A 26,664-nucleotide genomic window follows, 5' to 3' on the forward strand; every position below is an offset into this window, starting at 1 on the left:
AAGAATTATTTTTAATGCTTATAGCTATAAGATTGCTAAAAGAAGTAAAAAGGTAGAATAATATCTCAACAACGATGACAATAAAAAACGCCAACTAAAGTTGGCGTTTTTATTCTATGATTAAGCTTCGTTCCAACTATCTCTTAAGCCTACGGTTCGATTAAAGACTAATTTATCTTCTGTCGCATACTTACTATCAAGACAGAAATAACCTTCACGTTCAAATTGATAAGCTTGTTCGGCTTTGGCTTTTTTCAAACTAGGCTCAACAAATCCTTGTTTAATAATTAAAGAATTTGGATTGATAGTTGATAAGAAATCCTCAGCGCTACCAGGATTTGGGGTACTAAATAAACGATCATAAAGACGAATTTCAGCAGGTTTACCATACTTGGCAGATACCCAATGAATGACACCTTTAACTTTACGTCCATCTTCAGGATTTTTATTTAATGTTGCCGGATCGTAACTACAATAAATAGTTTGTATATTACCTTCTGCGTCCTTTTCAACACGATCAGCGCGTATCACATAAGCATTACGCAGACGGACTTCTTTACCTAATACTAAACGCTTATAATTTTTATTAGCTTCTTCCCTGAAATCAGCTCGATCAATATAAATCTCGCGTGTAAATGTTACTTCACGATGTCCAAGTTCTGGCCTGTTAGGATGGTTTGGCATACTTAATACTTCATCAAGTGTTTCTGAGAAGTTTTCAATTACCACTTTTACCGGATCAAGTACCGCCATTGCTCGAGGTGCATTTTCGTTGAGATCTTCTCGAATACAGAATTCAAGTGTACTCATTTCAACGGTATTTTCTTGTTTAGTTACCCCGATTCGACGACAAAATTCACGAATTGAAGCTGGGGTATAACCTCGACGGCGTAAACCTGAAACGGTTGGCATACGAGGATCATTCCAACCATCTACAATTTCTTCGGCAACCAATTGTGTTAATTTACGTTTTGAGGTAATAGCATATTCTAGATTTAATCTAGAAAACTCATACTGATGAGGACGAGCTTGAATAGTAATATTATCTAAAACCCAGTCATATAAACGACGGTTATCTTGGAACTCAAGCGTACAAAGTGAATGGGTTATATTTTCAATAGCATCCGAAATACAGTGAGTAAAATCATACATCGGATAAATACACCATTTATTACCAGTTTGGTGATGCTCGGCAAATTTAATACGGTATAAAACTGGATCACGCATAACAATAAAAGGTGAAGCCATGTCGATTTTCGCTCTTAAGCAAGCTTTACCTTCAGCAAATTTACCCTCTTTCATTTGGATAAATAATGCTAAATTTTCCTCTATGCTTCGATCACGATAAGGGCTATTTTTACCTGGTTGTGTTAAAGTGCCCCGATACTCTCGGATTTCTTCAGGAGATAGTTCATCTACATAAGCTAATCCTTTATTGATAAGCTCTATGGCATATTCATATAAACGGTCAAAATAGTCAGACGAATAGCAAATCTCACCATCCCATTCGAATCCTAACCAGCGGACATCTTCCTTAATTGATTCAACATATTCAATATCTTCTTTGGCTGGATTGGTATCATCAAACCGTAAATTACATTTACCGTGATAATCTTGGGCAATACCGAAGTTTAAACAGATAGATTTTGCATGACCAATATGTAAATAGCCATTAGGTTCAGGCGGAAAACGAGTATGCGTTGTTTTATATTTTCCCGCAGCAAGATCCGCATCAATAATTTGACGAATAAAGTTATTTGGACGAGTTTCGTTCTCTGTCGGTAAATCACCGCTCATAAAAAACCTCTGATTATATATGTTTACTCATAACCAATTTAGAAATGAGATTTATCACTTTTATCACTTCGACCGACGAATATAGCAAATTTTTTGTTTTTTCGAAACGTTAAAACAAGAGATTTCAGTTACCTGAAAAAAATAATTACCCTCAAACGGATAACACTCCTAAATAATTTTAACAATTATTTTAATTTTAACTTCAGTTATTCCTCACCTGATTTTATCGAAACAACAAATCGTGCACCACCTAGTGGGCTAGTAACCACGAATGCTTTACCGTCATGAAATTCTGCCATTAATTTTACATAAGCTAAGCCTAACCCATATCCACCAGTTGATCGTGTACGACTGGTGTCAAGGCGAGCAAAAGGCATAAAAATTTTTTCTCGAGAATCGAAAGGAATGCCTGCACCATCATCATCAATTTCCAAAATAACTCGGTTATCTTGTTTGGTTATATTTAATACTGCTTTATGGGCTGCATATTTAAACGCATTAAGTAGCAGATTTTTGACAATAGTTTCTGCCAAATTGATATCAATTTTAGCTTTAGCATCTTGGCTATGGCAAATGAGCTCAAAGCCCTTAGGTTTAAATAGTGCTAATGACTGACAAACTTTTTCACCCCATTGTTTTAACGATACAGTAGTAAAGTTTAATTCAATATTACTTTGCTGCATTTTGAAATAATTCAAACTAGCATTAATGAGGGTTTCAAGTTCATCTATATCATCACTCATTCCTTTTTGTAAATCAGATCTTTCTACTTCGTCTGTAGATTCTTCAAGCATACTTAACTCAAATCGCATTCGTGCAAGAGGGGTTCGTAGTTCATGTGCCATCGCATGTGAAATTGTTTGGTTAGTGCTGACAAGATGCTCAATGTGAGTCCCCATATTATTTAAAACATTGGCTAATGGTTTGAATAACCAACCTTTCACATTTTCCGTTCGAGCCTTCAAATTGCCCTGTCCAAGTTGTTCTGCGGTTTGACGTATGTTGACCAGATCTTTCCATACAGCACTAAACGCGAAATAGATTAATATAAAAAAGATTATGGCACTAAATAATGCCCAAATAATAAGGAAAACGCTCAACGACATGGTATTTGATTCTAATATATCTCGCATTAGAATCGGCCCCAATTGTAATAAATGACCATCATTGAGATTGATATAGACAACTTCGTCATCACCATCATAAGCAAAATCAAGTTTTTCAAGTTCTTTTTTTACAGAATGAGATAATTCTGTATTTGCAGGTAATACTTTGATTGGATAACCAAAATATGGTTGTAACTCGTCAACTACTGCTTGCAGTGGACGCTGTTTGTTTTCATCAATATGTTTGCGAATTAAGTTGACTGTTCCTCGTTGTGATTCACGAAAAACGATATGATCATCTGGCATATCAGTTAATGATGAAGGTAGTGAATCAAACACTAATAATGCGCCATAGGCGATAATACATTGCAATGAAAGTAAAATAACTAGATAAAAGACGATGCGGCGGTTAAAAAATAGCGGTTTAGCTAATAACTGTCTCAATGGTTTTCCCCTTCGCGCATGAATAAATACCCCTTTCCTCGAACCGTTTTAATTCTTGAAGGATTATCAGGATCATCAAGGAGTTTACGTCTTAACCGAGAAATTCGTGCATCAATTGAGCGATCGCTACCGTCAAAATCAATCCCTCTAACTTGGGAAAATATATCGTCTCGAGATAGAATCTTACCTGCGTTATTAGCTAACAACCAGAGTAAGTCAAATTCGGCAGTCGTTAAATCTATTTCATGCCCGTCTAATAACACTTTACGATTTTCACCATCAATCACTAAATTTTCAAAGGCTAAAGTATTATTGTTAAATAAAGCAATTTGCTCTTTTAGGCCTTCTTTGTCTGTTTCATTTTGTTTTCGGCGTAGCAATGCTCGAATCCGAGCTAGTAATAATCGTGGTTCAACCGGTTTAGCTAAATAATCATCAGCGCCTAACTCTAATCCCACGATTTCATCAATATTATCTTCGCTAGCCGTCATTATAAGAATATAGTTACTGAACCATGAACGTATATCTCGACAGATATCAAATCCAGTTTTTTCCGGTAACATTACATCTAAAATAACCAAATCAGGGTTGATTTTTTGTATTTTTTCTTCTGCTCCTTCACCACTATTATGCCAATCTACCCTATATCCTTGACGGATTAGGTAGACTTGTATTAAATTGGCTAATCTTTCATCATCTTCGATAATTAATATGCGTTCACTCATTTCTGATTCTCTTTACCGTAAAGTGGACTTCGAGATGCTTCATTATACAGGCAAATAGAGCCTCGTTACAAAATATATACAAAGAGCCAACAAAGTTAGCTACCACTTTGTGAGAAAATTGTCGCCAATATCTATAACTAGCAATTTTTACTTGGAATATGAATACTTTTTCATCAATTACTAATCATCTTTTTCAACCATCTTACACTCGCTATCACAACCCTATTATTTTGTGTGATTTTGATGGCACAATTAGTGTTAAAGATGTAACTGATACTTTACTTAGTCAGTTCGGCCAAGATGGCTGTGATGAGCTCGAAGAGTTGTGGGTTAGTGGTAAAATTGGTTCTCAAGAGTGTATGAGTAAACAGATTGCCTTAATGGACGCAAGCTTAGAAGAGCTTAATCAAGCATTGGCAAAAATTGAAATTGATTCTAGCTTTAAATCATTCATTAAGTATACCGAAAAAAAACATATACCAGTTCATGTAGTTAGTGATGGTTTAGATTATGCTATCCAATTTGTATTAAAGCGTCATGGTATTGAACATTTACCTATTTATGCTAATAAACTATTGCATGATAATCACAGAAGTTGGCGCCTTGAGTTCCCTTACGCTAATAAGGATTGTATAAAACAAAGTGGTAATTGCAAATGCAATCATGTAAAACAACAGCAACATTTTCCTCAAATATTGTATGTTGGTGATGGTACTTCTGATTTTTGCGTTTCACATCATGTCGATCTGGTTTTTGCTAAAGATAAGCTGATCAATTACTGTGAAAAAAATAACATTAAGCACACTGCTATTGTTAATTTTGCTGATGTAACAGAGGCTTTAAAACAAGCAGAGCAATCACTAATTCCAGTCATGATGGTGAAATAAAGGAACAATAATGAGTACAATTGAAGATTTATCTTATTTTTTACCAGGAAATAAAAATGGCGTGCTATTAATTCATGGTTTAACTGGCACACCAAATGAAATGCGTATTTTAGCCAATGGTTTACATAAAGCAGGATTTACTGTTTATGCAATACAATTGGCAGGTCACTGTGGTACTGAAGCAGATCTATGTAAAACAACTTGGCAAGATTGGTATAAAAGCGTTCAAGATGGTGCTGATTATTTAGCTAAACATGTAGACAACCTTTTTGTCGCAGGTTTATCAATGGGCGCCCTTTTGGCGTTGAAACTTGCTGCAGATCGTCCAAATCAAGTTAAAGGTGTTGGTGTTCTAGCACCTACATTTTATTATGATGGTTGGAGTATGCCATTTTGGGCTAAAAAGTTTTTCTTTTTATTGGTCTATTTTAAAAAACTTGGCATTTTTCAAAAAGTCTCTTTTATTGAAAAACCGCCTTATGGTCTTAAAGATGAGCGTATCCGAGCGGTGGTATCAGAAAGCATGTTAAGTGGCGACGCTGCGTCCGCTGGACTTGCTGGAAATCCATTTCCTGCATTAGCAGAAATGCAATTATTGGCAAAACATGTTCGCCAAGAATTACCAAAAGTTACGTCACCTTGTTTAATTATGCATTCAGGTAATGACGATATTGCCAATATTGAAACTAATGCAAAATTAGTTGAGAAGCATGTTTCTGGTCCAAAACGATTAGTTGTATTAAATGATAGTTATCATTTAATTACTATTGATAGCCAACGCCGTGAAGTAATTAAAGAGTGCGCTTCATTTTTTAATAATCTGGCAGAAGGAACTTAAGCATAATGTCATCCTTAGTTATTTTTCTTTGGGTTAGTAATATTTGTTTTGATACCTTAGGACAAGTTGCTTTTAAATATGCTGCAATATCACCTACCAATAGAGATGGATGGTACTATTGGTTAGATCTCGCCAAAAATCATTGGATTTGGATAGGAATATCATCTTACATTGCCGAATTTTTACTGTGGTTAGCTTTTTTAACTTTAGTTCCACTTTCCCAAGGTGTATTGCTCGCCTCATTTAATATCATTACTATCATGTTAGTAGGTCGGATTCTATTTAAAGAATTACTGACGGTATATCGTGTTATTGGCATGTCTTTAATTACTGCTGGTGTGATCTTTGTGGGGTTATCTTAATATGGCTAAGTTCTATTTAATTGGTTTTACCGTATTATTAATGTTTGATACGATTGCACAATGTAGCTTTAAATTGGCCGCCGAACATGCCCTGCCACTTTCAATGAGCATTGAATGGATAGTTAGGGTATTTTCCGGTCATTGGATCTATGTATCAATAGCTGGCTACATTTTTACTTTCTTTACTTGGATGACTTTATTAAAAAAAGCGCCTGTAGGACCTGCTTTTGCAGCTTCACATTTTGAAGTTGTTACCGTAATGATTGCTTCAGTTTGGCTATTTAATGAACCTATCACTTTATTTAAGTTAATTGGAACTATATTGATTGTTTCAGGGATTTTGTTTTTAGCACTAGCAGAAAGTAAACTTGCGAAGAAAGATACTCATCATCGTTCTAAATAACTTCAAGATAAGGATTAAAAACCTGGCAAACTATATCAGTTCTTGAATGCTAGGTTTTTAAAGCTTTTAATAATGTTAAATTAAGTTGATGTTGTTCTTGTTGCCAATCATTTAACTTTTCTAATGATATCTCAGGCTGTTTGTCCAGTGAACTTAGTAATCTCTTAAACCAATTTTTAGGCTGCCATATTGATAATTCGCCCGTGATATCACTACCGATAATCCGAGGCTTAATAGATGTAATAGTATCTAATAAATGATAGGTTTGTAGTTTTCCTTGGTCCCAATTGGTATGAATAACTTCTTCACTTAAGGCATCTTTATCTATCGATAAATATATCGGTTTAGTATTACGGTATTGTTCGGATAGAAACTGAGTAATAAGATCATCTGGCGAATCAAAATAGCGAAAAGCATGACTTAAACCAATTTTCTTAGCCCAGGAGACATTAACATCCATGCTCCAATAAGTCAGTTTTTTATGAAACAATGGTGACCATCTATTTTCCCAAAAATGCCATAAGCCAATATCATGTGATGTAATTCCTAATACATGTACATGGCTAACAAAAGGTAAACTAGCCACATAGCTAACCCATGATCCACAGTGAATGCCAAACAGATAACGCATGTTATCTGGATGGTTGTCGAAAATAACTACTTCAATGGGATTTTCTTCTGTATATTGCTTAGCTAGCTGCTCAATAAGTAATAACGAAATATGGTGGTAATCACCGCTACCCATTAATACCGTACCATAGTTTTCTGGTAATGATTGTTGTAATACCTTTTTAAATTTTTGAAATTTTTTTGTACTACAACCAAAGCGAATGACATCTTGCCACTGAGTAAAATCAATCGTTTTAGCATTATCAATTTCACCTACACTTTGATCAAAGTTAAGGATAACTAGCGATGTCATGCTACTTTCTCCTTATCAGTTTCGAAATGGCCAATTAATCTACGCAAAACAGCCCTTAATAAAGGGTTTCGTATATAAACTAAGTGTTTAGTTAAGGTAAAACTAGCACCTAAAGAAGCTTTAACTTCTGGATCAGTCCAACCTGCAACATAATTACTAAGTTTTTGTTGTAATGCATATTCAAGATTAACAAACCAACTAACAAAATAGAGGTTTAATTCTCTTGCTTGAGGATAAACCATTCCTATGTATTTATCGATTAAAACATTGTTCACTACAAAACAGATATTATAACCAATTAATTGTCCATTATGATGATAAGTAAAAATACGTCCATTTGAGGATTTGCTTTGCAGTAATTGGGTGAAAAATGGCTTAGTTAATAAATCAAAATGTACTTCACTCTGCTCATATACATTCAGATAAAGTTGATAATATAGATCAAGAGTCGCCTCATCAAAAAAACAATCATCACCAGTTTGTAAGATGTTAATCTCCAATTTTTCACGGGACTTTAGTTTTCTTCTTAAATTTTTACGACGACTGTATGATAGTTTTGCAAAAAAATCATCGATCGACTCAAAATCAATTGGAACCCAAGCTAAAGCTTGTCCTTCAACTTCAATAAACCCCCGTTCTTTTAAGGAACCAATAATCTGTTTAGAATATTGATTATCCTGTTTACTAAGCAGAGGTGAATCGGATGGCAAATCTTTAACAATAACAAATGGATATTTTTTTGTATAAGCTGCCTTAACATTGTCAGCTAATTGATGCGCATCGATTTTATTAGTCAATAAACTATATTCTGAAACGGTTGTACCCACAAAGCATGTTTTTGGTTGTAACCAATGCCGCCATTTTTTATAAAAAGGCAATTTATGAACTTTATGTTTAAAATCATCATCAGCAGTTATGAGCAAATCAAACTTAGCGGAAAAAGCAGGTATACCGTCTTCACTCATCCAGCTAGTAAACTCTCGCGGAGGATGAGAAAGAAAATTGTTGATTAATTCATTAGGTTCTAATTGATTGATATATCGCATAACTTTCTATAAATGATCTGAAATTCCCGCTAATTGATATTAGCGGGATTATTTTGATTTAAGACTTAAAGTTCTTTTTTAGCTCGAGTAATTAATTGATCGAGTAGTTCAATACCTTGATCAATCTCTTGACGAGTAATATGTAATGAAGGAGCAAAAGTGATAACATTTTTGTAATAACCACCAATATCAAGCACTAAGCCCATTTTGTTACCTTTCCAATCAAGATCACCTGACATACCAATATCTACCATTTTATCAACTAATGCTTTGTTAGCTGTAAATCCATCTTCGGTACAAATTTCAGCACGAAGTGCAAGACCTAGGCCATCAACTTCGCCTATTTCTTTATGTTTCTTCTCAAGTGTTTTTAATCCGTCAAGGAAATATGCACCGCTATCCATTACCATTTTTTCGTAATCTGTTTCAGAAGTCATTTTTAATACTTCTAGGCCAACTGCGGTACCTAAAGGATTTGAAGCAAACGTAGAGTGGGTTGAGCCAACTGGGAATACTTCTGGATTGATTAACTCTTCACGAGCCCATAAACCACCTAATGGATTTAAACCATTAGTTAATGCTTTCGCAAATACCACCACATCAGGTTTAACATCAAAATGTTCAATTGACCATAATTTACCAGTACGATAAAAGCCCATTTGAATTTCATCAACAACTAATAAAATACCATATTGATCTAAAACTTTTTTCAGACCTTTAAAGTAATTACGAGGAGGAACAATATAACCACCCGTTGCTTGTAATGGTTCGGCATAAAATGCAGCATATTCTGCTTGTCCGACTTTGGGATCCCATACACCGTGATACTCAGTTTCAAATAAACGTGCAAACTCAGCAACTAAGTGTTCACCATATTCTTCTGCTGTCATTCCTTTTGGACGACGGAACGGATATGGGAATGGTACAAACATTGCACGATCACCAAAATGACCATAACGACGACGGTAACGGTAGCTCGAAGTAATTGAAGATGCACCCAAAGTACGACCATGGTAACCACCTTGAAATGCAAACATCAGGGATTTACCACCAGTAGCATTACGAACGACTTTTAATGAATCTTCAATACATTGTGAACCACCAACATTAAAATGAACTCGTCCTTGGTAACCGAATCGCTGTTCCATACCTTGAGCAATTGTTTTTGCTAATTCGATTTTAGTTGGATGTAAATACTGGCTAGCACATTGCGGTAAAGTATCGATTTGCTTTTTAAGTACGTTATTTAAACGCTCATTAGCATAACCAAAGTTACAAGCAGAGTACCACATTTGTAAATCAAGGAAGGCTTTACCTTCTTTATCATACATGTAACTACCTTCACAACCATCAAAAATCTTTGGTGGTTCAACATAATGCACGGTATCACCAAATGAACAGTATTTTGCTTCATCCGCTAATAACGTTGCATCGTCGGGACGACTATTAATCATTTCTAAAGTTGGTTTACTCATAATTTATCTCACTAATCCATATTCAAATATGACAAAATGTGGCATTATTATCAGAGAAAATGGATTGTAACAATGTACATTTAATGTATAGATTTTGTGACAACAAGCCTTGAGTGACAAAATAACTACAATAATTGTCTTAAATCATATCAGTATGAGTGGTTATCAAAATGAAAAAATTAAGCTGCATAATCTCACTATTATCAATGTTTCCTTTAGGGTATACTCATATTGCGTCAGCAGATCCTACTTCATTAGGCGTCGGTTTGGGTTGGTCTAACTCACCATATAAAAATTATAGTTCAAGTTACTATCCGGTTCCTCATATTGATTATGATAATGGCTATTTTTTTATTGATGATCTATCAGCTGGTATTTACGCTTTTAACAACGATAATCAAAGTTTATCATTTGGCGTTCGTTATCTTGCTAATGAATTTAAACCTCATGATTCTGACAATCATAAGTTAAGACAACTTAATAGTCGTCATTCCACTGTGTTAGCTGAAATTGATTATGATATCACCACTAATTGGGGTATTTTTTCAAGTAGTATTGGCGCTGATATGCTCAATAATAGTAATGGAATCTTAGTTAATGCCGACTATACTGTTCCTTATATACAAGGTAATTTAATTATCGCACCTACTATTGGTATAAACTGGGCTGATGGTAAACATAATGACTATTATTATGGTGTATCTCATAAAGAATCTTCACGTTCAGGATTACGCTATTTCAATGCAGATAGTTCTTTTACACCTTACTTTGAAATCGGTGCGCAATATTCTTTAACAGATAATATCGCTACTTTTGGCGGAATTCATATTGATAAACTGACTGGTGATGCAGCTGACAGCCCTATGGTTGATGATAGTACGATAACATCCATTTATATGGGCTTATCTTATAAATTTTAATACTTTTATTAAATCTTATTAATAATACTTTATTTTCTGTGAAAATCTTATTTTAATTATTTTAATTAAATAATTTTCATGAATTAATTTTTGGAAAAATTACACTATGCTTTGGTTTAAAAACGCAATTATCTATCAACTTAATAATGATAATTTACTGGATAAACAGACTATTGAAAATGCACTCAAATCTGCTTTATTTTCTCCTTGTGGTAATTTAGATACCACCAAAATGGGTTGGGTATCCCCTTACGATGATAACAATTTGGATGATTTTATTATTGATATGCAAGGGCATTTATTATTAAAAATAAAGAAAGAAACTAAAATTTTACCTGCACCTGTCATCAAACAAGCCTTAAATGAGAAGATTGACAAGCAAGAGAAGGCATTAAGCCGTAAACTTAGTAAAAATGAAAAAGCGACATTAAAAGATGAAGTGATGATCGATTTAATGCCTAGAGCATTTAGCAAATATAACTATTATTGGTTATGGATCGACATTGAAAATAAAAGGATTATTATCGATTGCAGTAGTTTTAAACTTGCTGAAGATATTCTAGCGATTTTACGGAAAGAACTTGGAGCATTAGCATTAACGCCTCTTTCCATCGAAAAACCGCTTGAAAAGATTATGACAACTTGGGTTAGAGAAAAACTTAGTTTTCCTCCTTTTATATTGGGTGATGAAGCAGAATTAAAAGATCCACTTGAGGGTAATGGGATTATCAGTTGTAAAAATCAAGATATTACAAGTGATGAAATGTTAGTTCATTTAGATTCTGGTAAATGGGTCACCAAACTTAAAATCATTGATGAACGTGGAATCAATTTTATTATTAATCCTGACTTAACATTGAAAAGAATTAAATTTGATTCTGTTATTTTAGATGAAAATGAAGATATTGGATCTGATGAATTTGATAAACGTTTAGAAGCTGATTTCTATATTATGGCTAACACATTATCAAACTCAATTAACGATTTATATATTATTATAAATAAGATTGTTTAATTTTTTTACAATATATTATCAATTATCCTAGATCCGAATAATAATTGTGCTATAATACGTAATAGATTATGTGTAACATAATTGGTCATTAAGTATAAAACACCGTAAAAATTAAGTAAAATTAAACAATAAAAGCAAATTAAACAACGTCTATTACAACAAATAAGTTGAGGCAAAAAAATGAAAAAAACAACTCTAGCTCTAGCAATGGCTGTTGCAAGTTTAACCGCTACTGCCGCTAACGCTGCATATGAAGACAATACTTTTTATGTAGGTGCTAAATTAGGTTGGTCAGAACTTTATAATTTAGACGCAAATAAAGTTCGTGGTTATGATAAAGATGAAGCTGGTATTAAAACTTCTAATAGAAGTAATGTTGCTGGCGGTGCTTTCCTTGGTTTCCAAGCTAATCCTTACTTAGCTTTTGAATTAGGTTATGATTGGTTAGGTTCTGCAAAATATAAAAGAACTTATCTTGGTGATCATTCTAACGCTGGTAATAGTAAAGTTTCAGCACAAGGCGTTTCTTTAACTGGTAAATTAAGTTACCCACTATCATTCATTTCTGACGATTTAGATATTTATGGTCGTGCAGGTGGAATGGTAACTATTGCTAAATGGAAAAATAGTGGTGATATCAAAGAAGCTTACGGCCGTGGTAAAACAAAAACTGATTTATCACCAGTTTATGCTTTAGGTCTTGATTATCGTCTTAACGAAGATTTCTCTACTCGTTTAGAATACCAATATGTTCAACATATTCATACTAAAACTCACGCATCTCCAGATGCAGGAACTGTAAGCTTAGGTATTACTTACCGTTTAGGTTCTCCATCTGTTGCAGCTCCAGTTGAAATCAAAACTGAAGTAAATCGTTATGTTTTAAATGAAGATGTGTTATTTGCTTATGCAAAATCTGATTTAAAAGCAGAAGGTCGTCAAGCACTTGATAATTTATTAACTACTCTTGTTAAAATTAACCCAACTCAAAGTGCTATCGTAGTAATTGGTCACACTGACCGTATCGGTTCAGATAGCTATAACCAAAAACTATCAGAACGTCGTGCACACACTGTATTGAACTATTTAGTTCAAAAAGGTGTTCCAGCTGAAATCATCACTTCACGCGGTATGGGTAAAGCACAACCAGTTACTGGTAATAAATGTAATGCACTTCGTGGCGCTGACTTAAAAGCATGTTTAGCACCAGATCGTCGTGTTGAAATTGAAGTTAAAGCACGTAACGTGCAAGAGGTCCAAGTAATTGATCAAACAAAATAGTTTTTGTTATTAATTACACCTTTGAACCCAGCTTCGGCTGGGTTTTTTCATTTATATGTTAATAATTAAATTATATCTTGCTTGAACCCTACAAATTATCCACAAAAAAGATTATAATTATTCCAGTATTGTTAGTATCCCAATTAAAGGAGTAGCCATGTCTACCTCGATTTGGCAAGATTGTCTTTCTCAATTACAAGAAGCGCTTCCTACAACAGAATTCAATTTATGGATTCGACCGTTACAAGTGGAAATGGTTGAGAATAAACTTTATATTTATGCTCCAAACAGATTTGTATTAGATTGGGTTAAAAATAAATATTTAACGACTATCTCGCAATTATTGAATAATTTACTGGGTAATGATTCACTAAAATTATATTTGGAAGTTGGTTCAACTTTATCTGTAGAAAAAAAATCTAAAATTAATAAATCTGATGTTGTACCTTCTTGGAAAACAACAAAAGAGAATAATAATAATCACACTTATTATTCGGGTATTAATCATAAGCATACTTTCAACAGCTTTGTTGAAGGTAAATCTAATCAACTTGCTGTTGCAGCAGCTAAACAAGTAGCTGAAAATCCAGGAAAAGCTTACAACCCTCTTTTTTTATATGGCTCAACAGGTTTAGGAAAAACTCACTTGTTACATGCTGTTGGTAATGAAATTATGGCAGGTAAAGCTAACGCTAAAGTTGTTTATATGCATTCAGAACGCTTTGTTCAAGACATGGTCAAAGCTTTACAAAATAATGCTATTGAAGAGTTTAAAAACTATTATCGATCTGTTGACGCTCTCCTTATTGATGATATTCAATTTTTTGCAAATAAAGAGCGTTCACAAGAAGAGTTTTTCCATACATTTAATTCATTGTTAGAAGGCAACCAACAAATTATCCTAACCTCGGATCGTTATCCTAAAGAAATTGATGGTGTAGAAGATCGTTTAAAGTCAAGGTTTGGTTGGGGATTAACCATCGCTATAGAACCACCAGAACTTGAAACTCGAGTGGCTATTTTGATGAAAAAAGCAGACGAAAACAAAATAAAATTACCTGAAGAGGTCGCTTTTTTCATTGCTAAACGACTACGATCAAACGTAAGAGAATTAGAAGGTGCACTTAATCGAGTTATTGCCAATGCTAATTTTACAGGCAAATCTATCACCATTGATTTTGTCAAAGATGCTTTAAAAGATTTACTTGCCTTACAAGAAAAATTGATTACTATTGAAAATATTCAAAAAACGGTTGCTGAATATTATAAAATTAAAGTTTCTGACTTATTATCTAAACGCCGTTCTCGTTCTGTCGCAAGACCAAGACAAGTAGCAATGGCGTTAGCGAAAGAGCTAACCAACAAAAGCCTTCCAGAAATAGGTGATGGTTTTGGTGGAAGAGATCATACAACAGTATTACATGCATGTCGGAAGATCGCAGAGTTAAAAGAAGAAAGCAATGACATTAAAGAGGATTATTCCAATTTAATTCGAACATTATCAACTTAAAAAAGAATTAACACTATGAAATTTATTATAGATCGTGAAAAACTTATCAAACCATTGCAACTTGTTAGTGCACCATTAGGTAGCCGACCTACCCTCCCCATTTTAGGTAATTTATTATTGCAGGTGAGTGAAAACACGCTATCCATGACGGGAACAGATTTAGAAATTGAAATGATTTCTCATATTCCCCTAACAGAGCCTAGTGAAGCGGGTGCTACAACTGTTCCAGCTAGAAAGTTTCTTGATATCTGTCGAAATCTTCCTAGTGATGCTCAAATATCGATAAGCGTTGACGATAATCGATTGATTATTCAGTCAGGTCGAAGTAAATTTTCTTTATCTACACTACCTGCATCAGATTTTCCTAATCTAGAAAATTGGCAAAGTGATGTTGAACTTTCTATACCTCAAAAGACTATCAAACGACTTATAGACGCAGTTCAATTCTCAATGGCTAACCAAGATGTAAGATATTATTTAAATGGTATGCTATTTGAAATTGAAGATGGTCTATTAAAAACCGTTGCAACTGATGGTCATCGATTAGCTGTGTGTGCTCAACCTGTTGGTCATGAGATCTCTGAATGCTGTTCAGTCATTTTACCAAGAAAAGGCGTAATTGAACTGGCAAAACTAGTTGGTGATAATGATGAGCTAGTTAATATGCAAATTGGTAACAATAATTTACGTATTAGTCTTGGCGATTTTACTTTTACTTCAAAACTTATTGATGGAAAATTTCCTGATTATAAACGTGTAATGCCTCGTAATCCTGATAAACCACTTGAAGTATCATGTGAAGAACTAAGAAATGCTTTATCTCGTGTTGCGATTCTTTCAAATGAAAAATTTCGCGGCATAAGATTATATGTACATAGCAATCAGATTAAAATTACTGCAAACAATCCTGAACAAGAAGAAGCAGAAGAAGTTATTGATGTAAAATACGAATCTCAAGAGCTTGAAATTGGTTTCAATGTAACGTATTTATTGGACATATTAAACACATTAAAATGCGATAGCGTCCAATTATTATTAACTGATGCAACATCAAGTGTGCAAATTGAAGATATCAACAACCAATCTGCAACTTATGTTGTTATGCCAATGCGCTTATAATTAACGATCATTTAAACTTCCGGCCTCGGCCGGAAACTTTACCGACATGACACTTTCTCAAATCAAAATTTATCACTTTCGAAATATTGATTATGCTGAATTATCATTATCCAAACATTTTAATTATATAGTTGGTGATAATGGTAGCGGAAAAACCAGCCTCCTCGAGGCGATTTATATGCTCGGACATGGTCGAGCTTTTAGACATATTCAATCCAATCGAATAATACAACATGAAAAACCAGAGTTAGTATTATTTAGTCAAATTGAATCTGCACAAAAAACTCGAACAATAGGTTTATCAAAAACACGCCATAACGATAATACGATAAAAATTGATGGTGACGAAGGATTTCGGTTGACGGATTTAGCTAAATTATTACCAATTCAACTTATTACGCCTGAAGGATTTGATCTACTTACCGGAGGACCAAAATATCGCCGTGCTTTTATAGATTGGGGATGTTTTCATCACTATCCTGAATTTGTATCACTTTGGAATAACTTAAAACGCCTCTTTAAACAGCGTAATGCTTTATTAAAACAGTCATCAAACTATAATCAATTATTACCTTGGGATAAAGAGTTAGCACCGATTGCAGAAAAAATCAGCCAGATTAGGGCTAGTTATAGTCAAAATATATTTCCTCAAATTATGCAAACCTGTCATGATTTTCTACCAGAATATCAACTTAATTGCCAATATTATCAGGGCTGGGAGCATGGAATCAGTTATTCAGATATATTATATAGACAATTTGAAAGAGATAAGTTCATTAATTATACTTCGCTAGGTCCTCATAAAGCAGATTTAAAATTACGAATAGATAATATTCCTGTTGAAGATTTATTATCTCGGGGACAATTAAAATTACTCATGTGTGCATTACGTTTGTCTCAAGGTGAATATTTCTCAGAAACAACAGGCCAATCCTGTATTTACTTAATTGATGACTTTGCTTCAGAGCTTGATAAAAATAAACGTAACTTATTAGCAAAACGATTAAAATCAGCACAATCTCAAGTTTTCATTACAGCGGTTAATCAAGAGCAAATTAGCCATATGATCGATGAAAATGATAAGATTTTTCACATAAATTCTGGTATAATTTCTTAAATATACAAAATGATATAAATAATCAAATAAGTCGAGAAATCCATGTCTAACTCTTATGATTCTTCCAGCATTAAAGTACTTAAAGGACTTGATGCTGTCCGAAAACGCCCAGGTATGTATATTGGTGATACTGATGATGGAACAGGGCTTCACCATATGGTTTTTGAAGTGGTAGATAATGCCATTGATGAAGCATTAGCTGGTTATTGTCACCATATTGAAGTTACAATCCATCCTGATAATTCCGTTTCTGTACGAGATGATGGTCGAGGTATACCTACTGGCATCCATGAAGAAGAAGGTATTTCCGCAGCAGAAGTTATTATGACTGTTTTGCATGCCGGTGGTAAATTTGATGATAATTCATACAAAGTGTCTGGTGGTTTACATGGTGTTGGTGTTTCAGTCGTCAATGCTTTATCAGATAAGTTAGAATTAGTGATTTATCGTGAAGGTAAAATACATAAACAAATTTATCATTTAGGCGTTCCTGAAGAACCGCTAAAAATCATTGGTGAAACAACTGAATCAGGTACATATGTTCGTTTTTGGCCAAGTCCAGAAACTTTTTCTAACATTGAATTTGTGTATGACCATCTGGCAAAAAGATTACGCGAACTATCATTCTTAAATTCAGGTGTTTCAATCAAACTCACCGATGAACGTACAGGTAAAAGTGAACATTACCATTATGAAGGTGGTATTCAAGCTTTCGTAGAATATCTAAATAAAAATAAAAACCCAATTCATCCAAAGATTTTTTATTTTAGTACTGAGAAAGATAATATTGGTGTCGAAGTTGCACTACAATGGAATGACGGTTACCAAGAAAATATCTATTGTTTTACAAATAACATTCCTCAACGTGATGGTGGTACTCACTTGGCTGGCTTCCGTGGCGCTATGACACGTACATTAAATAACTACATGGAAACCGAAGGCTATAGCAAAAAAGCAAAAATTAGTGCTACAGGTGATGATGCTCGAGAAGGGTTAATTGCTGTTGTATCAGTAAAAGTGCCTGATCCTAAATTCTCATCACAAACTAAAGATAAATTGGTGTCATCTGAAGTTAAATCAGCAGTTGAGTCTGTAATGGGCGAAAAACTAGCTGAATATTTACTTGAAAATCCTTCAGATGCAAAAATTGTAGTAGGTAAAATTATCGATGCAGCGAGAGCTCGTGAGGCAGCAAGAAAAGCTCGCGAAATGACACGTCGTAAAGGCGCTTTAGATTTAGGTGGTTTGCCTGGAAAACTTGCTGATTGCCAAGAAAAAGATCCAGCTTTATCTGAACTATACCTAGTGGAAGGGGACTCTGCAGGTGGCTCTGCAAAACAAGGACGAAATCGTAGAAACCAAGCAATTTTACCGTTAAAAGGTAAAATTCTAAATGTTGAAAAAGCTCGTTTTGACAAAATGCTTTCTTCACAAGAAGTAGCAACGTTAATTACTGCTTTAGGTTGTGGCATTGGCCGTGATGAATATAATCCAGATAAAATGCGTTACCATAGCATTATTATTATGACCGATGCCGATGTTGATGGATCGCATATTAGAACATTATTGCTAACATTCTTCTACCGTCAAATGCCTGAGATCATTGAACGAGGTTATGTCTATATTGCTCAACCACCACTATATAAGGTCAAAAAAGGGAAACAAGAGCAATATATTAAAGATGACGATGCAATGACTCAATTCCAAATCGCTTTGGCATTAGAAGATGCATCATTACATGTTAATGACCATGCTCCAGCTTTAGCTGGCGAAGCTTTAGAAAAATTAATTGCCGAATATCAGAAAGTCGAAAAATTAATTACTAAAATGGAACGTCGCTACCCTAAAGCCTTATTATCAGAATTAGTTTATCAGGAAGTATTAGATGAAAATATCTTGAAAGATCAATACAAAGCTGAAAATTGGGCAAAATCTATTGTTGAAAAACTATCTAATAAAGAACAACACGGTAGTACCTACCTTTATAGTGCGGATTACAACGAAAAAGCAGAATTGTATATACCTGTTATTAAAGTAAGAACACATGGTGTGGATACTAATTATGCGTTAGATCAAGTGTTTATTCATAGTAATGAATATCGAAATATCTGCCATTTAGGATCACAATTGAAAGATTTACTTGAGGAAAGCGCATTTATACAACGTGGTGAGAGAAAACAACCAGTTAGCTCATTTGAAGATGCAGTTGATTGGTTAATTCGTGAATCTCGTCGTGGATTAACTATCCAACGTTATAAAGGTTTAGGTGAAATGAACCCAGAACAATTATGGGAAACAACCATGGATCCAACAAGCCGAAGAATGTTACAAGTAACCATTAAAGATGCCATTGAAGCAGATCAATTGTTTACTACATTAATGGGTGATGAGGTTGAACCTCGTAGATTATTCATTGAAGAAAATGCCTTGAAAGCAGCTAATTTGGATTTCTAATTAATTATCTAATAAAAAACCAGACATTGTGTCTGGTTTTTTTTTGCAAATTTATTAAAAATTAAAAAGTAATTTTATGTGATAAATTCCATCTATTAACTTTAATTACTGACAAACAGACCTATTGATTTTTAAGTCTGAAACAGCTTTATTCATCTGCCTAATCATATCTTTAGGACTTTGTGCAATATACACTTTGCCACCTGTCGCATTTGCGATACAGTCTATTTTATGTTCACCTGCAATATCTACTATATTTATCTTCAAACGAGGTTTTTGGGTAGCTATATGATTAGCAAGAGTACAAATATTTGCACGCGTACAATTATCCTCACCATCACTAATTATAAGAATATAATCATCACGTTTTACACCGTCAAGCATTTGGCTGGCTTTTTCTAATCCGCTATAAAGTGGTGTTCCTCCACCACCAGCAGCACTTGGTGTTAATCTATTAATTTTACTTTTCAAAGCACCTCTACTTGAATAATTATAAAAAGGCGTAGTATCGGCTACTGGGCAACCATTAAGTGCCACCAATGAAATATTAATATTTTGCTGTATTTTATCAATACTTGTTAATGCAACTTTTTTACTGGTTGATAAGCGAGTGGGTAAACGCGTCATTCGTTTGTCATAATCTATTTTATCTTGCTGAGACATACCTCTCGGATAACCATAGCTTAAATAATTGAAATATTGCCCGACTTCCATTGGTGATTCAGCTAAAGTTACAGTCATCGATAATGAATTATCGAATATTAATGCCATTTTAGATGGATTACTATTTTTGGCTAATTCTTCTTTAGTAATACAATTTGGTGGATTTTTTACTTTTGGCTTTGGTTCAGGTTTAGGTTCAGGTTTAGGTTCAGGTTTAGGTTCAGGCTTAGGCTCAGGATTAGTAATCGGATCTGGAACCGGTTTTGGTTTAACAACAGGTTGAGGTTCAGGAGCTTTAGGCTCTTGTTTTACTTCAGGCTTAGACTCAGGATTAGTAATCGGATCTGGAACCGGTTTTGGTTTAACAACAGGTTGGGGTTCAGGAACGTTAGGTTCTTGCTTTACTTCAGGCTCTGGTTGAGGCTTAATAACTGGTTCTTTTGGTTGTTCAACAGTTGGCTCTACTTTTTTTTCTTCCTTGACAGTTATAGGCTCGACGTTTTTAGATTCTTTAAAAGGATTAAAAAAGTACCATAATAATCCTAAAGCTGCTAATAAAAGTAAGGCTAAAATCAAAGTATACCACCATTTCCAGAAAGGTTTTGGTACTATTACTGGAGCAATTGGTAGTTCGATAGGTTCAAATGTATCGACAATAACCGGCTCATTATTGATTACATAAATATTATTCTTTAGGTTTTTAATTCTCAGTAACCATGAAGAAACTAGAGTTTTTTGTTCATTAGTTAAAGAAATTAATTTTGCTGCTGTTTCAATATCATTGATTCTAGTAGCTAGAGTTTGTTTAATTTCAGATTTATGAGATTCGTCAATTATGTCATTAAGTAAGGTGGGTTGCCCTTCAAGATTTGTATACCAACCTATATATTGATTGTCTTCAATTAATTTTGGTGTAGCAAAAATTGAATATGTTCTAGCGGTTAGATGTGGTTTAAGTATTGAAAGTAAAAAGCCATACTGTTCCAGTAACTGCATCTTGTTTAAATTACTTTGTTCAAAAGCTATGCGAGTTATTCTTTGCATTTCTTAACTTAATCCTCATCACTAGCCGGTAATTTGAAAAATTACTCGGTATTTTATTCGCAAATAGGCTTACTAATATTCATGTTTGAAACTGCATTATTCATTTGATTAATAAGCTCTGTTGGACTTTTAGCTATATAAACATTTCCCCCCGTTCTTTTTGCAACACAATCTATTTTATGTTGCCCAGCTATATCAACAATATTTATTTTTAAACGTGGTTTTTCTGCTGCAATTTTAGTAGCAAGGGTACAAATATTAGCACGAGTACAATTATCCTCACCATCGCTGATAATTAAAATATAATCATCACGATTAACGCCATCAAGGAGTTTACTCGCCTGTTTAACACCACTGTATAATGGTGTTGCACTGTTATAGTCTAAAGGACGCAATCGTTTAATTTTATTTTTTAGTTTTTCTCTATTTTGATAAGAATAAAATGGTGTTGTTTGTGCTGCCGGACAGCTTGTTAATGTCACAAGTGAAATATCGATATTTTGTTGTATTTTATCAATACTTGTTACTGCAACTTCTTTGCTTTTTGATAAACGATTAGGTAAACGGGTCATCCGCTTTTCATAAGCTTCAGCTTCTTTCCGAGTCATTGAATAAAAATTAGCTTTTAAAAACTTATTAATACTTGCTTGTGACTCCATTAAGGTAATTGTCATGGAAGCTGAATTATCGAAAATCAAAACCATTTTAGGTGCGTCTTTATTATTGAGCACTTCTTCTTTAGGTACACAATCTTTTGTTTTTTCTACTGGTGCAGGTGCAGGTGCAGGTTCAGGAATAGGTTCAGGAATAGGTTCAGGAACTGGTTCTGGTTTAACAACAGGTTTAACATCTTCTGGTACCGATTTTATTTCAGGCTCTTTTGGTGGTTCAACTATTGGAGTTGGTTCCGTTTTATGTTCTTCTACATTTTGAGCAATTATTTGCTCAGGTATTTTTTCTTTTCCATATGGACAGAAGAAGTACCAAAGTAAACCAAGCAATCCAATTAAAAATAAGGCAAGCAACAAGAAATACCACCACCGCCAAAATGATTTTGGTGGAACTACCGGTGGTGTTATAGGAGATTTAGGTAAAATAGGTTCTTCAAAAGTATTAACTATAACCGGATCATCGTTGATAACATAAATTGTATTACCCAAACTTTTAATTCTCGGCAACCAGGTTGATATTAAAGTTTGTTCTTCGATTGTTAATGACATCGTTTTAATCGCTAATTCAATGTCATTAATCCGAGTATATAGCGTTTTTTCAATCTGCTTTTTATGTTCCTCGTTTTCAATATTACTAAGTAAGACAGGTTGACCTTCAAGATTACTATACCAACCAACATATTGATTATTATCAATTAACTTAGGAATACCTAAAATTGAAAACGTCCGCTCTGTTAAATTTCTTTTTAACAATGCTAACAAAGAATTATATTGTTCTAACAAAGACGCTTTATTAGGATCACCATTATCAAATATAATTCTTGTTATTCGCTGCATTGTTTCTTTATTTCCCTATGTTCAACAAATTTTTTAGTTAATCAATATCAAATCATTGTTAAATATTTAACGCTTTTTGTAATCTTTGAAGCTTTTTATTTAACTTATCTAACTCAACTTGTTTTTCAATGTCAGATGCATTTGAATTATTAACTTTATTCATCTGCTGTTCAATGTCTTTAACTTGAGCTTGAAGATCATTACGATTTTTAGCTTTTGCTTTGACCTCATTGGTTAACTGAGTTAACTCAGTTTTTAATTTTTGTAATTGAGCTTGTTTTTGTTTAACACTCAGTGATGTAGAGTTTTTCTGTCTCTCAATAGTTGCGTAAATTTCTCTAAACTGCGCATTAGCTCTTTTCTCGTTTTCTAATATTTGTTCTTTCTTATCAATACGAGCTTGATAATTACCAGAATAATTACAGCTAATTTTGTCCAAAATACCAATGTTTGTATTGGTTGGATCGCACTGTTCTGGCGTTGTTGAACAACCACTCAAAAAAACGAGCGAGCTTAGTAATAAAATAAGTGAAATCTTTTTCATATTAGCTTACCTTCACTGCTGAGCGTTGCTGAGTAACAAGGTTGACTTGCTTTTCAAGCACAGCAATTTGTTTATGTAATTGGTTAATTTGTTTATCAAGTTTTGAAACGTTTACGCCTGATCGTCGTTCTTGAGCAGAAATTGATATCCAATCTCTTTCAACTTTTTTCATACGAGATAATTTATCTGTTAAATAAGCAATGTTAGCATCAATTTGAGTTAAATCACGTTTAGCTTCGGTTTTATTCACTGTTTGTGACTTAATTTGATTATTTAATGTTTTAAGTGTTGCTAAATTTTTATCTAATACAGTTTTAGCTGTTTCTGTTACAGCTTGAACTTCATAAGTATTTTGCTGAACATCTTGAATATAAACATCAAGTCGCATTTCGGCATCAGCGTATTCTGCACGTTTAGTATCAAGATAGTAATTTGCACCCATCATTACACCACAACCCACTGCAGCTGACGCAATACAAGTACCTGCTTTACCACCTAATAAAAAACATCCAACACCAGCTACACCTGCACCTACAGCGCAAGACTGCCATGCTGATTTACTAAAGAACTTAGCACTATTACTTTTAGTTAAGGTAGGATCTACACCTTTAGTTCTTGCCCCACCCGAATTCTGACAACCAGTTAAAACCATTGAGATACATAAGGTTATCGTTACTATTAGTTTATTCATTATTTTTTCCCTTTTATTTCATTACATGTTTGAAGCCAAGTGGAACGCTCGATCTTCCCTGATTCAATATATTGATTAATATGTTTGAAATAGAGTTTTAAATAATCACTCATATTAGCCTTACCACTATTTTCTAAAATAAATTGTGTGGGTTTAGATTGATTATTAATCGTGTCTATTTCATAATTTGTAGCAGTATTTACAATCGTATCAGAATAATATTTTAGTATAAAATCACGCGCCTTTTTAGATTCATCTAAGACCTTTTTTAAATTATTTAATTTCACTTTCGAGCACATATTTTCATCATCTAAAGAATCTATTTCGTTTGGATCACAGATTTCTTCAGTCATTGTTTCATACAGATTATTATTATATTCAAATTTATCATTCAAATCTGATACATTAGCACAGAGGAAAGCACCTAATTGTAGTGCTGATTGAATCGAGCGGTCTCTTTGTTCATCTCGCGCTTGATTAGCGCTGCGTAATAAGGCATTTAGTTGATTCAATTCCTTTTTAGTTTTTTCATCATCAACTTGTTTAGTGATTTTTTCAAGTTCATTGACAACATTCTCATTCTTCGAAATGCCAGCACCATTACCTAATTCGTTCCATTCTTGATCGAGCTGTTTTACCAGATCATTCGACTGAATAACTTCACTTGTATAAACTAAACGAAAACCAACATCTTTGCTTTTATATGCACTTTGAGCATCATAATAAGGTTTTTCCGTTCTAATAGCTGTTGTCATTGAGGATTCAGGGGTTAAATAACTGCCTCCTCGAACAATCATACCGCCTTGTTGTCCATGGTAACGATCAAGCTTATTCATACGGAATGAATCAAACATCATTTCACTTGCATTACCCAAAATATCATAGATATCAAGAGGGTTAGGTTCTAATCGCCCAATAAGCTGCAATTTACCATTTGCTGATTTAGCACCTGAGAACCAAGCATAATTTTCTAAGTTATTAGTCATAGGAAATCTTGATTCTCTAAATTCCGATTCCGTAACTTTAGACCCACCTCGTGCTGCATATTCCCATTCAGTATTACTGGGTAATCGAACATAACCTTTAGGTACATCAATTGATTTAACTGTAGATTGATTAAGTAACCATCGATTATATTTATCAGTAAAAGCAACGGCATCAAACCAACTAACTTCAGTAATTGGGAAAATAAGATTAGGTTTAGCGGTTGGACAAGTATCATTCATAACAGCTTGATATTGAAGTGCAGTAATTTCATATTTACCAATAAGAAAATACCTTTCCTTACCAGCATCGGAAAAACTACCAGATATATAATTAGGAGTCGCGTACTCAGCAAAACCTAATTCTTTATTATTACTACCTAAAACAATTTTGACATCATCTAGTAGTTTACGTGTTGGTGTAAAAACTTTTTTCATCACCAAACTGCCTTCACATGGCATAGGTAAAATAACGTCATCATTTGAAGGTTTGGGATTATAAAATTTACTATCCCATGGTTCAGCATAACTTATACTCGAAATTAAACCTAATCCAATTGCCAAGAAAACTGGTCTAAAATTACGCTTCGCGTAGACTTTCTGCTGGTTGAATACTAATAGCACCTCGTCCTCCTATCGCAACAACAACAAATGATATAAATAACGTTAATACAAATGCGATAATAAAATGATAAAATTGTAATTGACTTACAATTGGTTGTGAAACTAAATTTTTACCTAAGACCAGATTAAATGTACAATTCCCTAATAAAAAAAGTACACATGAAACAATAAAAGCTAAACAACTTAATGCCATCGCTTGAGTAAGCAAATAAAACATCACTTCCTTAGACTTAAATCCGATAAGTCTCATAAAAGCAATATCTTTACGCTTTCGCTCAATATTAGATAAAAATGAACCACTAAAGGATAATATACAACCAAAAATTGCGGTAATAGCAATCACGCTGAAAATAAAACTAAGTACCTTATCAATTGCTTGCATATTTTCAATTGCATTTGCTTGTGTTCGAGTTTCTATATTTTTTTCACGTAATTTCAATGATAAAGGCGCAACATTATCAAGAGAATTGGCATAAATTCGCGCTCTGGCAAATGAATCAGGATAAGTAGAATTAGCCAAACCGGTTCCGGTTGAAAAAATTTCACTTTGAAAACCATCGTAAAAATGTTCCATTTCAATTAAAAGGTCTAAACTTACAAAGCCGGCTGCACGTCCATAATAAGTTTCAGGCACAATGCCAATAACATCCAATTCCGTCATACCTTTTTCAATTTTGCCATCCAGTTGCCTTGTGATTACCATTTTTACTCGGCTTCCTATTTTTGCTTGCATTTTTTCAGCAGCTAGAGCGCTCAATAAAACTTGATTTTCTTGACTAATCAATGGCATATTTTGGGTTATCGGATCACCTTTTGCTGTTGGAAGAACTTCAACATTATTAACAAAATGTCCAGAATCTTTAAACATATCTGCTTGGGTATTCAATGAACGTGTAAGAGGAATAACAAATGCAGTTTCAGGTTGGTTTTTAATCCAATCAAACATTGACTGATCAAATTGTAAATTACCAACAATTTTTACTTCTAAATTTTGTGGATCATTAAGTAATTGATGGCGTAGCTGTGCAACAACACCATATTTTAAACTAAACAAAAGTAACAAGGGTGTAATAACTGATATTATTGAAGCAATAATACAAAATGATACTTTCTTGTCATACCATAAATCGGCCAATGATAATCGAGAAATAAACCGCCACTTTGATGTTACTTTATCCATATTTTA

General features: G+C 33.8%; 23 protein-coding genes. 11 read left to right on the plus strand and 12 right to left on the minus strand.

What is annotated here, in order from left to right:
- Nucleotides 1–120 precede the first annotated feature (120 nt).
- From glnS to A9G08_RS06270, 3 genes are all read right to left on the minus strand, one after another.
- Nucleotides 121–1,797 (minus strand): glutamine--tRNA ligase, encoded by a 1,677-nt coding sequence (gene glnS, locus A9G08_RS06260; protein WP_065562874.1) that lies wholly within the window; start codon nt 1,795–1,797, stop codon nt 121–123.
- 206 nt (nt 1,798–2,003) lie between these two features.
- Nucleotides 2,004–3,347, minus strand: coding sequence for an ATP-binding protein (locus A9G08_RS06265; RefSeq protein WP_065562875.1), 1,344 nt, complete (start codon nt 3,345–3,347; stop codon nt 2,004–2,006).
- Nucleotides 3,344–4,072 carry a winged helix-turn-helix domain-containing protein gene (locus tag A9G08_RS06270; protein ID WP_065562876.1) on the minus strand — a complete coding sequence of 243 codons (729 nt, stop codon included), beginning with the start codon at nt 4,070–4,072 and terminating at the stop codon, nt 3,344–3,346. The genes A9G08_RS06265 and A9G08_RS06270 overlap by 4 nt, the downstream gene beginning before the upstream one ends.
- 158 nt (nt 4,073–4,230) lie before the next feature.
- Between A9G08_RS06270 and A9G08_RS06275 the strand changes: the two genes are divergently transcribed.
- From A9G08_RS06275 to A9G08_RS06290, 4 genes are read left to right on the plus strand one after another with little or no spacing between them, the layout of a single operon-like run.
- A complete protein-coding gene (locus tag A9G08_RS06275; protein ID WP_065562877.1) occupies nt 4,231–4,959 on the plus strand; it encodes an MtnX-like HAD-IB family phosphatase in 729 nt (242 codons plus the stop codon).
- Nucleotides 4,960–4,969: 10 nt separating this feature from the next.
- A complete protein-coding gene (locus A9G08_RS06280; RefSeq protein ID WP_065562878.1) occupies nt 4,970–5,797 on the plus strand; it encodes an alpha/beta hydrolase in 828 nt (275 codons plus the stop codon).
- A 5-nt stretch (nt 5,798–5,802) separates the two neighbouring features.
- Nucleotides 5,803–6,159, plus strand: a complete 357-nt coding sequence (locus A9G08_RS06285; protein WP_065562879.1) for an EamA family transporter — start codon at nt 5,803–5,805, stop codon at nt 6,157–6,159.
- A gap of 1 nt (nt 6,160) precedes the next feature.
- Nucleotides 6,161–6,562 (plus strand): DMT family transporter, encoded by a 402-nt coding sequence (locus A9G08_RS06290; RefSeq protein ID WP_065562880.1) that lies wholly within the window; start codon nt 6,161–6,163, stop codon nt 6,560–6,562.
- Between the two features lie 49 nt (nt 6,563–6,611).
- Here A9G08_RS06290 and A9G08_RS06295 read toward each other — a convergent pair whose 3' ends face one another.
- From A9G08_RS06295 to A9G08_RS06305, 3 genes are all read right to left on the minus strand, one after another.
- Nucleotides 6,612–7,484: an arginase family protein gene (locus tag A9G08_RS06295; RefSeq protein ID WP_065562881.1), complete on the minus strand. Its 873-nt coding sequence runs from the start codon at nt 7,482–7,484 to the stop codon at nt 6,612–6,614.
- The gene (locus A9G08_RS06300; RefSeq protein ID WP_065562882.1) at nt 7,481–8,530 is read right to left on the minus strand and encodes a GNAT family N-acetyltransferase; all 1,050 of its coding nucleotides are present in this window, start codon (nt 8,528–8,530) and stop codon (nt 7,481–7,483) included. The genes A9G08_RS06295 and A9G08_RS06300 overlap by 4 nt, the downstream gene beginning before the upstream one ends.
- A gap of 65 nt (nt 8,531–8,595) precedes the next feature.
- Nucleotides 8,596–10,005, minus strand: a complete 1,410-nt coding sequence (locus A9G08_RS06305) for an aspartate aminotransferase family protein (protein WP_141673943.1) — start codon at nt 10,003–10,005, stop codon at nt 8,596–8,598.
- Nucleotides 10,006–10,175: 170 nt separating this feature from the next.
- Here A9G08_RS06305 and A9G08_RS06310 point away from each other — a divergent pair, with 170 nt between their 5' ends.
- The 7 genes from A9G08_RS06310 (at nt 10,176) to gyrB (ending at nt 19,421) form a co-directional block, all read left to right on the plus strand.
- On the plus strand, nt 10,176–10,925 hold the full coding sequence (locus A9G08_RS06310; RefSeq protein WP_081299519.1) for a MipA/OmpV family protein: 750 nt from the start codon (nt 10,176–10,178) through the stop codon (nt 10,923–10,925).
- Nucleotides 10,926–11,031: 106 nt separating this feature from the next.
- On the plus strand, nt 11,032–11,940 hold the full coding sequence (locus tag A9G08_RS06315) for a recombination-associated protein RdgC (protein WP_065562883.1): 909 nt from the start codon (nt 11,032–11,034) through the stop codon (nt 11,938–11,940).
- A 180-nt stretch (nt 11,941–12,120) separates the two neighbouring features.
- Complete coding sequence (gene ompA / locus A9G08_RS06320) at nt 12,121–13,221, plus strand: porin OmpA (protein WP_065562884.1); 1,101 nt, start codon at nt 12,121–12,123, stop codon at nt 13,219–13,221.
- Between the two features lie 157 nt (nt 13,222–13,378).
- The gene (dnaA, locus tag A9G08_RS06325; RefSeq protein WP_065562885.1) at nt 13,379–14,731 is read left to right on the plus strand and encodes a chromosomal replication initiator protein DnaA; all 1,353 of its coding nucleotides are present in this window, start codon (nt 13,379–13,381) and stop codon (nt 14,729–14,731) included.
- A gap of 15 nt (nt 14,732–14,746) precedes the next feature.
- Nucleotides 14,747–15,850 carry a DNA polymerase III subunit beta gene (dnaN, locus tag A9G08_RS06330; protein WP_065562886.1) on the plus strand — a complete coding sequence of 368 codons (1,104 nt, stop codon included), beginning with the start codon at nt 14,747–14,749 and terminating at the stop codon, nt 15,848–15,850.
- Between the two features lie 46 nt (nt 15,851–15,896).
- The gene (gene recF, locus A9G08_RS06335; protein WP_065562887.1) at nt 15,897–16,967 is read left to right on the plus strand and encodes a DNA replication/repair protein RecF; all 1,071 of its coding nucleotides are present in this window, start codon (nt 15,897–15,899) and stop codon (nt 16,965–16,967) included.
- 42 nt (nt 16,968–17,009) lie between these two features.
- The gene (gene gyrB, locus A9G08_RS06340) at nt 17,010–19,421 is read left to right on the plus strand and encodes a DNA topoisomerase (ATP-hydrolyzing) subunit B (protein ID WP_065562888.1); all 2,412 of its coding nucleotides are present in this window, start codon (nt 17,010–17,012) and stop codon (nt 19,419–19,421) included.
- A 105-nt stretch (nt 19,422–19,526) separates the two neighbouring features.
- Here gyrB and A9G08_RS11830 read toward each other — a convergent pair whose 3' ends face one another.
- From A9G08_RS11830 to A9G08_RS06370, 6 genes are read right to left on the minus strand one after another with little or no spacing between them, the layout of a single operon-like run.
- A complete protein-coding gene (locus A9G08_RS11830; RefSeq protein WP_065562889.1) occupies nt 19,527–21,128 on the minus strand; it encodes a VWA domain-containing protein in 1,602 nt (533 codons plus the stop codon).
- Nucleotides 21,129–21,181: 53 nt separating this feature from the next.
- Nucleotides 21,182–22,636 carry a VWA domain-containing protein gene (locus A9G08_RS06350; RefSeq protein ID WP_065562890.1) on the minus strand — a complete coding sequence of 485 codons (1,455 nt, stop codon included), beginning with the start codon at nt 22,634–22,636 and terminating at the stop codon, nt 21,182–21,184.
- A 58-nt stretch (nt 22,637–22,694) separates the two neighbouring features.
- The gene (locus A9G08_RS06355; RefSeq protein ID WP_065562891.1) at nt 22,695–23,180 is read right to left on the minus strand and encodes a hypothetical protein; all 486 of its coding nucleotides are present in this window, start codon (nt 23,178–23,180) and stop codon (nt 22,695–22,697) included.
- A 1-nt stretch (nt 23,181) separates the two neighbouring features.
- Nucleotides 23,182–23,871, minus strand: a complete 690-nt coding sequence (locus tag A9G08_RS06360) for a hypothetical protein (RefSeq protein ID WP_065562892.1) — start codon at nt 23,869–23,871, stop codon at nt 23,182–23,184.
- Nucleotides 23,871–25,478, minus strand: a complete 1,608-nt coding sequence (locus A9G08_RS06365) for an SUMF1/EgtB/PvdO family nonheme iron enzyme (protein ID WP_065562893.1) — start codon at nt 25,476–25,478, stop codon at nt 23,871–23,873. The genes A9G08_RS06360 and A9G08_RS06365 overlap by 1 nt, the downstream gene beginning before the upstream one ends.
- On the minus strand, nt 25,435–26,658 hold the full coding sequence (locus A9G08_RS06370) for an ABC transporter permease (RefSeq protein ID WP_065562894.1): 1,224 nt from the start codon (nt 26,656–26,658) through the stop codon (nt 25,435–25,437). The genes A9G08_RS06365 and A9G08_RS06370 overlap by 44 nt, the downstream gene beginning before the upstream one ends.
- Between the last annotated feature and the right edge of the window lie 6 nt (nt 26,659–26,664).

The organism is Gilliamella sp. wkB195 (assembly GCF_001690445.1).
Lineage (GTDB): Bacteria > Pseudomonadota > Gammaproteobacteria > Enterobacterales > Orbaceae > Gilliamella > Gilliamella apicola_E.